The following is a 10,160-nucleotide window of genomic DNA, read 5'->3' on the forward strand; positions in this document are numbered from 1 at the left end:
AGATCGGGCAGGTGCCCACTTCGTTCGGTACCTCGCTGGCGGTATGGCCCGCCACCCGCGCGTCGCGCTGCCGTAACACCGTGTCCAACAGCGTCAGCGCGGCCGGATTATGGCCCAGCGTATAGCGCCAGCTCGCCAGCTTTTCGCGCGCGTCGCACAATTCCAGCGTCCCAACGCCCGCATGATCGGTATGTGTCAGCGACAGGTCGGCGCGATAGGGCCACGACTGCCAACCCGGCTGGCTGCCCGTTTGCGCATGCGCGTCTCGACGCGCGTCGAGCGCCAGGATCCGGCGCTCGGTCGCAACCACCACGCCATGCGCGAAATGCAGTTGTGCGTCGAGATCGACCGTCAACCAGGTCAGTACGGTTTCGTCGTCGGCCAGTTGCGAAGCGACGTCGGAATACCAGGACTCGGCAGCCGCGCCGGAAGGGCCACCCTCGAAAGGGGCAGTCGGGGCCGCCGCGGGGGGCGCTGTCGAAGTGGGGATGTCGGTCATTGCTGCGGCAGACGTGTCCTCAAGGGGCGGACATCGAGGCAAACGAGGAAATAGCGAGGCGGACTTTCCCTGTCAGTCCGCGAAATTGCCGCAAGTATAACCACAGCGACGCCTTTTGCGGCGTGGAGTTCCGCGATGACACGGTGCAGCATGGAAATATTGTTGCGACGGTCAACCGTTTACGGATTCTTACGTTAAGTAACCAGTTAACTGCACGAGCGCAAGCGGCCGTGCCGCCTGAAAGCGGCCTGACCAGCTTCTCCGAACCCCGCCTTGATGCGTGAATTTGCCTTGAGTATGAAAAAGAAAGACATTGAGATTTTCGATGTCCTGTCGCTGCGCGGCCCGAATATGTGGACATATCGGCCGGTGCTTGAGGCATGGGTCGATATCGGCGAACTCGAAGCGTTCCCGTCCAATAAGATCCCTGGATTCCCCGAGCGACTGTCGGCATGGCTGCCGTCCCTCGTCGAGCACCGTTGCAGCATCGGCGAGCGCGGCGGCTTCCTTCAGCGCCTGCGTGAAGGTACCTGGCCCGGCCATATTCTCGAGCACGTCACGCTCGAGCTGCAAAACCTCGCCGGCATGCCCGGGGGCTTCGGCAAGGCGCGTGAAACCCCGATCTCAGGCGTCTATAAAGTGATCGTGCGGGCCTGGCACGAAGAGGTGACCCGCGCCGCGCTGTTCGCGGCCCGCGATCTGGTCATGGCGGCCATCGAAGACCGCCCCTACGATGTCGATGCCGCAGTGGAAACGTTGCGCGGCCTGGTCGACAAACACTGCCTCGGCCCAAGCACGGCGTGCATTGTCGACGCCGCCGACGACCGCGACATCCCCCACATTCGTCTGTCCGACGGCAATCTGGTGCAACTGGGCTACGGTGCCGCCGCCCGTCGCATCTGGACCGCCGAAACGGACCGTACCCCCGCGATCGCCGAGAGCATCTCGCGCGACAAGGATCTCACGAAGCAACTGCTTGAATCGTGCGGCGTGCCCGTGCCGGAAGGCCGTCTGGTCGAGAACGCCGACGATGCGTGGGAAGCCGCCGAAGACATCGGCCTGCCGGTCGTCGTGAAGCCATACGACGGCAACCACGGCCGCGGCGTGTTCATCAATCTCACCACGCGCGACGAAGTCGTCACGGCATTCGAAGTCGCGCTGGAAGAGGGCAGCGGCGTGATCGTCGAGCGATTCGTGCCGGGTCTGGAACACCGTCTGCTGGTCGTGGGCGGGCGCGTCGTGGCTGCGGCCATGGGGGAACTGGCCACGGTGGTCGGCGACGGCCAGCACACCGTCTCGGAACTCATCGAATTACAGATCAACAGCGACCCGCGCCGCGGCAGCGCCGAAGATCAGCCGCTCAATCGCGTGCGCATCGACTCGTCGGCTCGCCTGGAACTCAAGCGCCAGGGCTTCGACGCCGATGCCGTGCCGCCCGAGGGCAAGAACGTGCTGATCCAGCGCAACGGCAACGTCGCGTTCGATGTCACCGACCGCGTGCATCCGAGCGTGGCGGCGCATGCGTCGCTGGCCGCCCGCATCGTCGGTCTGGACATCGCCGGCGTCGATCTTGTGGCGGAAGACATTTCGCGCCCGCTGGTCGAACAGCGTGGCGCCATCGTCGAAGTCAACGCCGGCCCGGGCCTGCTCATGCATCTGAAGCCGGCCGATGGCGTGCCGCGCCCCGTCGGTCGCGCCATCGTCGACCATCTGTTCCCCGATGGCGACGCCGGGCGCATTCCGGTCGTCGGCATTACCGGCACGAACGGCAAGACCGTGACCGCGCGCCTGCTCACGCACCTGCTGCAACTCGCGGGCGAGCGTACCGGCCTCGCATGCAGCGACGGCCTGTTCCTCGACAAGCGCCTGGTGCAAGCCGGCGACCGTGCCAACTGGGACGCCGCGCACCGTGTCCTGATGAATGCCAGCGTGACGGCAGCCGTCTTTGAGAACGACAACACCGCCATCCTCTCGGAAGGCCTCGCGTACGACCGCTGCCAGGTCGGTATCGTGACGAACATCGACCGGCCGGATCATCTGGGCCAGTATTTCGTCGAAGACGTCGACCGGATGTTCAGCGTATTGCGCACCCAGATCGACGTGGTACTGCCCGACGGCGTGGCCGTGCTCAACGCGCGCGATCCGCTCGTCGTGGAAATGGCTGAGCTGTGCGATGGCGACGTGATCTTCTTCGGGCTGGATGATCACCTGCCGGCCATCGTGGCGCATCGCGCGGCGGGCAAGCGCGCGGTGTTTGTGCGCAATGGCGATGTCATGCTGGCCAACGGTACCGAGGAAACCACGCTCGGCGCGACGGCCACGATGCCGCTGACCTATGCCGGCCGTGTCGGCTTCCAGATCGAAAACGTACTCGCGGCTGTCGCAGCCGCCTGGTCGATGGGCGTGACGCTCGACGTCCTGCGCACCGGCGTGACCACGTTCGACGTGGGGCAGGTCGACGCCCCGGGCCGCTTCACGCTGTTTGAAAAGCAAGGCGCGACGGTCATTGTCGACGACGCCCATAACGCCCCGGCGCTCACGGCGCTGGCCGCGGCACTGGCGACCCTGCCCGCCGAGCGGCGCATGGTGGTGTACGGCCCCGGCGTCGACCGGATGGACGACGACCTGCAAGCCGAGGGCAAACTGCTGGCGCAGACGTTCGAGCACGTCGTGCTGTGCGACGACCTGAGCGTCGAGCGCAAGCGCCCGCTGGCCGAGTCGCGTGCGCAACTGCGCGCGGGCATCGATGCCGAGCGCAAGGTGCAGGTGATCGACGCCGGCGAGCGACGTGCCGCTGCCGAAGCGGCGCTCGCCCAGCTCGTGAGCGGTGACCTGCTCGTGTTGCAAGCCGACGAAGGCGGAGCGGCCGCGATGCTCGATCTGGTGCATCAGTGGATGGGCCAGCCGATGCGTGCGCTGGCGGCCTGACCGACGTGAGCCGCGAGTGGCGGCGTGCAGGGTTATCTGCCGCCGTCCCCTCGCCTATTTAGCCCGTTACCGAATACCCAAGCCACAGTCGTTTTTCTCGCCAACCCACCGCCATACAGGGACGCGAAGTGGACAGACAGGGATTGCAATTTATGGAAGTCTCCCGTATCCGCGCATTGCGCGGGCCCAACCTCTGGAGCCGTCACACCGCCATCGAGGCGATCGTGACGTGCACCGATCTGGAATACTCGATCGGCAATCTGGCCGGTTTCGAGGCTCGCCTGCGTGCACGCTTTCCCGAACTGCCCGCGCTGACGCCTGACGCCGAAGAGCGTCCGGTGTCGCTGGCAGACGCCCTCGCCACGACGGCCCTGCATCTGCAGGCCGCTGCAGGGTGCCCGGTAACATTCAGCCAAACGACGCAGACCATCGAACCCGGTACGTTCCAGGTGGTGGTGCAATACAGCGAAGAACCCGTCGGACGCCTCGCCTTCGAACTGGCGCAGCAACTGATCCACGCCGCCCTCGACGACGGTCCGTTCGACCTGGCCGATGCCCTCTATCGTCTGCGCGATCTCGATGAAGACGTGCGCCTCGGCCCGTCGACCGGCTCGATCGTGGATGCCGCCGTCGCACGCGGCATTCCGTATCGCCGCCTGACCGAAGGCTCGATGGTGCAGTTCGGCTGGGGCAGCAAGCAACGGCGCATTCAGGCGGCGGAGACCGACCGCACGTCGGCCGTGGCCGAGTCGATTGCGCAAGACAAGGATCTGACCAAGACGTTGCTGCACGCCGCCGGCGTGCCGGTCCCGCTGGGCGGCACCGTGCGCGATATCGAAGCCGCGTGGAAGCTGGTGCAGGATATCGACGCGCCGGTCGTCGTCAAACCGCGCGACGGCAACCAGGGCAAGGGCGTGGCCGTGCGTCTGCGCACGCGCGAAGAGATCGAGAAAGCGTTCGAAGCCGCGCAGGACATCAGCCGCGACGTCATCATCGAGCGCTACATTCCTGGGCACGATTTCCGTTTGCTCGTGATCGGCAACAAGCTGGTCGCCGCTGCCCGCCGCGATCCGCCGCAAGTGACCGGCGACGGCGTGCACACCGTGCGCCAGTTGGTCGAGACGGTCAATGCCGATCCACGCCGTGGCGAAGGCCATGCGACCTCGCTCACCAAGATTCGTTTCGACGACATCGCACTCGCCACGCTTGCCAAGCAGGGGTTGAACGCCGACTCCGTGCCAGCGGCCGGTGCGCGAATCGTGCTGCGCAACAACGCCAACCTGTCGACCGGCGGCACGGCCACCGACGTGACCGACGACGTCCATCCGGAAATCGCCGCGCGCGCCATCGCCGCTGCGCAGCAGGTGGGGCTGGACATCGCCGGTGTCGATGCCGTGTGCGAGACCGTCATCAAGCCGTTCGAAGATCAGGCGGGCGGCATCGTGGAAGTCAACGCCGCGCCGGGCCTGCGCATGCACTTGCAGCCGTCTTACGGCAAGGGCCGCGCAGTTGGCGAAGCCATCGTCTCGACGATGTTCGACGACGGTGACGATGGCCGCATTCCGCTCGTGGCCGTCTCCGGCACGAACGGCAAGACCACCACGGTGCGCCTGATTGCCCACCTCATCGGCCAGCAAGGCCTGCGCGTGGGCATGACCGGCACCGACGGCATCTATATCAGCGGCCAGCGCATCGACACGGGCGATTGCAGCGGCCCGCGCAGCGCGCGCAACGTACTGATGCATCCGGACGTGGATGCCGCCGTATTCGAAACCGCGCGTGGCGGCTTGCTGCGCGAAGGCCTGGCCTACGACCGCTGCGATGTGGCCGTGGTGACCAATATCGGCATGGGCGACCACTTGGGCCTGTCGTACATCAACACGGTGGAAGACCTCGCCGTGCTCAAGAGTGTGATCGTGCGCAATGTGGCACCGCGCGGCATGGCCGTACTCAATGCCGCCGATCCGATGGTGGCGCGCATGGCCGACGCCTGCCCGGGAGACGTGACCTTCTTCGCCATGGACATTGCACATCCGGTTCTGGCCACGCATCGCGCGAAGGGCAAACGCGTGGTCTATGTCGACGGCGGCAATATCGTGACGTGTCACGGCGGCAACCAGACCCGCTACGCGCTCGCCGCGATTCCGCTCACGCGCGGCGGCAGCATCGGCTTCCAGGTCGAGAACGCGATGGCGGCCATTGGTGCGGCCTGGGCGCTGAATCTCGATCCGGCGACGATCCGGGCCGGGCTGGCCACCTTCGTGAACGACGCTGGCACCGCGCCGGGGCGCTTCAACGTGTTCGACTACCGCGGCGCGACCGTGATTGCCGACTACGGCCACAATCCGGACGCCATTGCCGCGCTTGCGCAGGCGGTCGAGACGATGCCGGCGCGACGCCGTTCAGTCGTGATTTCCGGCGCGGGCGACCGTCGTGACGAGGATATCCGCCGTCAGACACAGATCCTTGGCGATGCGTTCGACGACGTGCTGCTCTACCAGGATCAGTGTCAGCGCGGCCGCGAAGACGGCGAAGTGCTGGGTCTGTTGCGCGAAGGTCTGGTCGGCGCGCGACGGGCCAGCCACATCGACGAGATTCACGGCGAGTTCGTGGCCATCGACACGGCGCTCGCGCGCCTGCAACCCGGCGATCTCTGCCTGATTCTCATCGATCAGGTCGACGACGCCCTCGCGCACCTCTCGGAACGTGTGGCGCAGGCGAGTTCCTGAACACGCTTTTGCACCGTTGAGCCAGGCAGGGCTGAGTTCGATGTTTCACAGACTCAGCCCTTTGGGTTTGCAATGAGCGAGATCGGAGACGTCACCCCCTGCACCCGCGCCCTGACGTGGCGATAAAAGCCCAGCAGCGCGTGACAATAAAAACTGGGATTGTCGTAACTGCGCCCGTCGAATCGATGGGCAACGTATCCCCCGCCGCACGCCGCAAATGCCTCGCATTGTTGGCAAGCCGCATGGGGCTCGGGGTAGCGAGTGCGCGCGAAATCGCTGCAGGCCCGCAACGGGTGAGACGTGAGGTTGAACCCCGTGTGGGTGGCCCCCTCCTCGCAGATGGCGAGCACGTCGAGCAAGCGATAACTGCCATCGCTCTCCACGACGACGATCGGCGCAAGCGCCCCGCCAAAGGCATCGAGTTCCGAGCGACGACCGAGCACGCCGCGAATGAACGTTTCGAAGATGCGTACGCTGAAGCCCGGATCGTCGATGGCAAGCCAGGCATCGAACCCTCGACACAGGAAGCTGAGCAGCCGAGCGTGCGTGTACGCCTGGATGTGACGGGGCGGTGCTGCGAAATTGGCATCGGGGAGCAGGAAGTCGATGGCCGTCAGTCCGAGCGACCGAAAGTAATCGAGCATGCGCACCGGGTCATGACTTGGATCGATCACGGCCAGCACCCCATTGAAGACCCGCTGCGATGCGCGATGCGCAAGACATCGCAGAATCGCCTGCTCGACGCGCTTGCCCGTACCTTGTCGCGCGAAGTCGTACCGATGCCGGTCATGCATGTCGGGCGGCCCATCGCAGCTGATGCCCAGGCTCGCGTCGTACCGCGCGTAAAGATCCAGCCAGTCATCGTCGATCAACACGCCGTTGCTCTGTGTAATGATGGCGAGGTCCGACGCCGGCAGGCGCCGTCGCAAGTTCGAGAAGAAGCGCTCGGTATGGGATTTGCCGAGCAGCAGCGGCTCACCCCCGTGAACTTCCAGCGTCATTCGCGCCGTCGGAAACGCACTGCGATGTTCCGCCAGACGCGTTACCAGCGCATCGAGGTGGGACGCGTGCAACCGCTTCGGCCGCTCGCGCCAGCCCTGATCGACACCGTGATAAATGTAGCAATAGCGACAGTCGATATTGCAACGCTCGGCGACCTTGACCATCACCAACAGATCGCCGTTAGCGTTAGCGTTGCCGTGCGCCGTCGCGCCGGGTGAGGTCAGCATGGTGCGGAACGACGCGCGGCGCCGCTCACTTGCGCTTGCCGGCCGCCGGCGGCCCGCTTTTGGCGGACTCGCTCTCGGCTCGCGGCGCCATCAGCTTCGTGTGTGCCGCGAAGACGGCGGAGTCGTCCGGTGCGCGCGCCATTTCCGCCCTGACCGACGCGATGATCTTTCCGCCTTGGGCAGGATCTTCGTCGCGGTAGTGCACCAGAATTCCCGGCAAACCCGGCACGCCCTCCAACGCAACGTACCGGTCACTGGACGACACGGGCACTACACGATAGAGCGGCACGGCCGCCATCTCATGTCCGAACGCCGATTTGATCTCTGCTGATTGCGCCTCGCTCAGGTCGAGCGAACCCACTGGGAAGAAGAGTTCCGAAGCCGTCATGAAAGTACCTCCGATCGAAAGGAAGGGGAACGTCAATACTGCGTGTTGAAAAAGAACGTTTGAAACAGGCGCCCGTTCTCCTTGCAGTCGCCGAAATGCCCCTGGCTCGCGTGAAACCGTCTACCGCGAAACAGGATGAGGCGATTGAAGCGATTCGCGATGCGGTCGGTCATCTCCCAGCGCTCCCATGCGGCGGCATCGGCGTCGCAACGTTGCCGCTGGTCGTCGTCTTCGGGGTAGAGGTCGAAGCCGGTGTCGATATGCTGGAAGAAGGCCGTTCCTGCCGTCGGTGGTGCGTCGGGCGTGAGATAGACCACGCCGGACCACACTGTGGTGTGGTCGGCATGCACCCACGTGATATCGCGCTGCACGCTGTATTGAAACGCACCGTTGTAGGTGTCGACCGGCCAATAGGTGATGGGAGACTTCACGATGTCCTGGATTGCCGACGTGACGCCGTCGTGAAGAAACGCCTCGGTACGCGCACCGGGATAGTTTCCCTTGACCGCGAAGGTCTGCTTCAACGCGAAATCGCGCACGTCGGCGGGATCGCGATAGAAATTGTCGGTCACGATGATGGAGTCGTGCATGGCGCTCACTTTGGCGTAGCCGGTTCGTCGCGCTGGCGCCCTCGTACAGCGGCCTCCCCCGGGACATTGTCAGCGTCGCGTGAGGTCGCCGTCTCGGGCGCATCCGGCAGCATTCGCTCGCGCACCCATTGCAGTTGCTCGGCGGATATCTCCGGACGATCGACTTTGCCAAACCCCGTGCGTCGATCGTAGAAGCCGGCGCGAATCTCCTTCGACACCTCGTAGATGTGGGGATTGAATCCTTGCACGTCATAGAGATGCTGCTCCACCACCCCGATCAGCTTGCAGTTCGATGTGTTGCCCGCCATGGCCGTGGGTTGCCAACCGGCGTCCCGGATCCACTGCATCTGCTCGGCCTCGCTCAACCCTCGCGCGAGCAACGGCGAGGCACAGAAGAAGCCGTTGTCGGCGTCACGCTTCGTGAATCCGCTCACCGGATACGCCAGCGGCGGAAATCGGTGTCCACTGAGAATGAGTCGGACACCGTACGTTCTGCACGTCTTCGCCATCGCCGCGAACACGCCGCCGATGCACGAGGTACACGGAATCTTGCCGGAACTGGACGCCAGCGATTCGCGGGCCACCTGGCGAATGTCGATCGTCTCGATCACCAGCTCAACGCCAAAGCGCGCGCAGAATGTCCTCGCGTTGTCCTTGACCTCATCGGGAATGAAGCCGTTGTCGACGAGCACGGCGATGGGGCGCAAATGCAACTCCTTTACAGCAAGGAGCAGCGTGAGCGCACTGTCCTTGCCCCCGGAATAGGCCACTACGGCGTCGGGCGTGCCTTCGCCGCGACAGGATTGCACAACGTCCAGTAGACGGCGCTGCGTGTAGTCGCCACGAGCAGCTTCTGCCGCGAACGCGTGACAGGCCTGACAAATGCCGTCGGCTTCGATATGCACGCCAGGCAGGTCTTCGGTGAGCAGGCACCGGGCACAGTAGCGATCGACGGCAACGCCGATGCCAGTGGAAGGTTCCACACGGAGTCTGCGTAACGGCGCGCCGGTCGCGTTGAACAACCGCGAGCGCTGTTCTGCTGATAAAGGTAAGAGCGTTGACGACATGACAGCGGCTCCCATGCCGGGTGCCCGCCGGAGCACCCGGAATTCGCGACTCGACGCACAACCGGTTCGAGCCGCATCACACGCAAAAGACACAAGCCGCCGAGAACCTCTGCGGTTTCGCGCCCGTGTCCGACCAAGGTGTCACGTCGAATCAGTGGAGTCCTTGCGAGCCTTGCATGCCTTGCATGCCTTGCGGACCTTGTATGCCCTGAGCGCCTTGCACGCCTTGCGGGCCCTGCATACCCTGAGCGCCTTGCACGCCTTGGCCGTGCTGATACCCTTGCGGACCCTGCATGCCCTGGACGCCTTGCATACCTTGCGGACCCTGCACGCCCTGGACACCTTGCATACCTTGCGGACCCTGCACGCCCTGAGCACCTTGCATACCTTGCGGGCCCTGCATGCCCTGGACACCTTGCATACCTTGTGGGCCCTGCACGCCCTGGACACCTTGCATACCCTGCGGTCCCTGCATTCCCTGGACACCTTGCATACCTTGCGGACCCTGCACGCCCTGAGCACCTTGCATACCTTGCGGGCCCTGCATGCCATGGACACCTTGCATACCTTGTGGGCCCTGCACGCCCTGAGCACCATGCATGCCCTGCGGTCCCTGCATGCCCTGGACACCTTGCATACCTTGCGGTCCCTGGATGCCCTGAGCACTTTGCATACCTTGTGGACCCTGCATGCCCTGCATACCCTGCGCGCCCTGCACGCCCTGGACACC

Annotated in this window: 8 protein-coding genes (1 of these 8 running past the window's edge); 3 read left to right on the forward strand and 5 right to left on the reverse strand. The window is 64.7% G+C overall.

The window, feature by feature from the left end; all coding sequences use genetic code 11:
• A protein-coding gene (locus tag BGP02_RS02845) for a cyanophycin metabolism-associated ABC transporter (RefSeq protein WP_286797657.1) crosses the window boundary here: on the reverse strand, positions 1-499 show its start. The gene continues 1,739 nt to the left of window position 1, outside the view; the window shows 499 of its 2,238 coding nt (coding positions 1-499); it begins with the start codon at positions 497-499; the stop codon falls past the left edge of the window.
• Between the two features lie 297 nt (positions 500-796).
• On the opposite strand from BGP02_RS02845, the gene cphA (BGP02_RS02850) reads away from it, so the two are divergent.
• Together cphA (BGP02_RS02850) and cphA (BGP02_RS02855) are read left to right on the forward strand one after the other, a co-directional pair.
• Positions 797-3,427: a cyanophycin synthetase gene (gene cphA, locus BGP02_RS02850; RefSeq protein WP_150562925.1), complete on the forward strand. Its 2,631-nt coding sequence runs from the start codon at positions 797-799 to the stop codon at positions 3,425-3,427.
• Between the two features lie 152 nt (positions 3,428-3,579).
• The gene (gene cphA, locus BGP02_RS02855; protein WP_150562924.1) at positions 3,580-6,156 is read left to right on the forward strand and encodes a cyanophycin synthetase; all 2,577 of its coding nucleotides are present in this window, start codon (positions 3,580-3,582) and stop codon (positions 6,154-6,156) included.
• A 53-nt stretch (positions 6,157-6,209) separates the two neighbouring features.
• On the opposite strand, the gene BGP02_RS02860 is transcribed toward cphA (BGP02_RS02855), so the two are convergent.
• From BGP02_RS02860 to BGP02_RS02875, 4 genes are read right to left on the reverse strand one after another with little or no spacing between them, the layout of a single operon-like run.
• The gene (locus tag BGP02_RS02860; protein WP_286797660.1) at positions 6,210-7,385 is read right to left on the reverse strand and encodes a radical SAM protein; all 1,176 of its coding nucleotides are present in this window, start codon (positions 7,383-7,385) and stop codon (positions 6,210-6,212) included.
• 25 nt (positions 7,386-7,410) lie between these two features.
• The gene (locus BGP02_RS02865) at positions 7,411-7,773 is read right to left on the reverse strand and encodes a hypothetical protein (RefSeq protein WP_286797662.1); all 363 of its coding nucleotides are present in this window, start codon (positions 7,771-7,773) and stop codon (positions 7,411-7,413) included.
• Positions 7,774-7,805: 32 nt separating this feature from the next.
• Entirely contained in the window at positions 7,806-8,363 is a 558-nt protein-coding gene (locus BGP02_RS02870; RefSeq protein ID WP_017234175.1) for a DUF6445 family protein, read from the reverse strand.
• A 5-nt stretch (positions 8,364-8,368) separates the two neighbouring features.
• Positions 8,369-9,346, reverse strand: coding sequence for an adenine nucleotide alpha hydrolase family protein (locus tag BGP02_RS02875; RefSeq protein ID WP_017234176.1), 978 nt, complete (start codon positions 9,344-9,346; stop codon positions 8,369-8,371).
• Positions 9,347-9,602: 256 nt separating this feature from the next.
• On the opposite strand from BGP02_RS02875, the gene BGP02_RS02880 reads away from it, so the two are divergent.
• The coding region (locus tag BGP02_RS02880) for a hypothetical protein (RefSeq protein ID WP_286797663.1) at positions 9,603-10,160 on the forward strand (558 nt) is incomplete at its 3' end.

This window comes from Pandoraea sp. 64-18, assembly GCF_001899225.1.
Lineage (GTDB): Bacteria > Pseudomonadota > Gammaproteobacteria > Burkholderiales > Burkholderiaceae > Pandoraea > Pandoraea cepalis.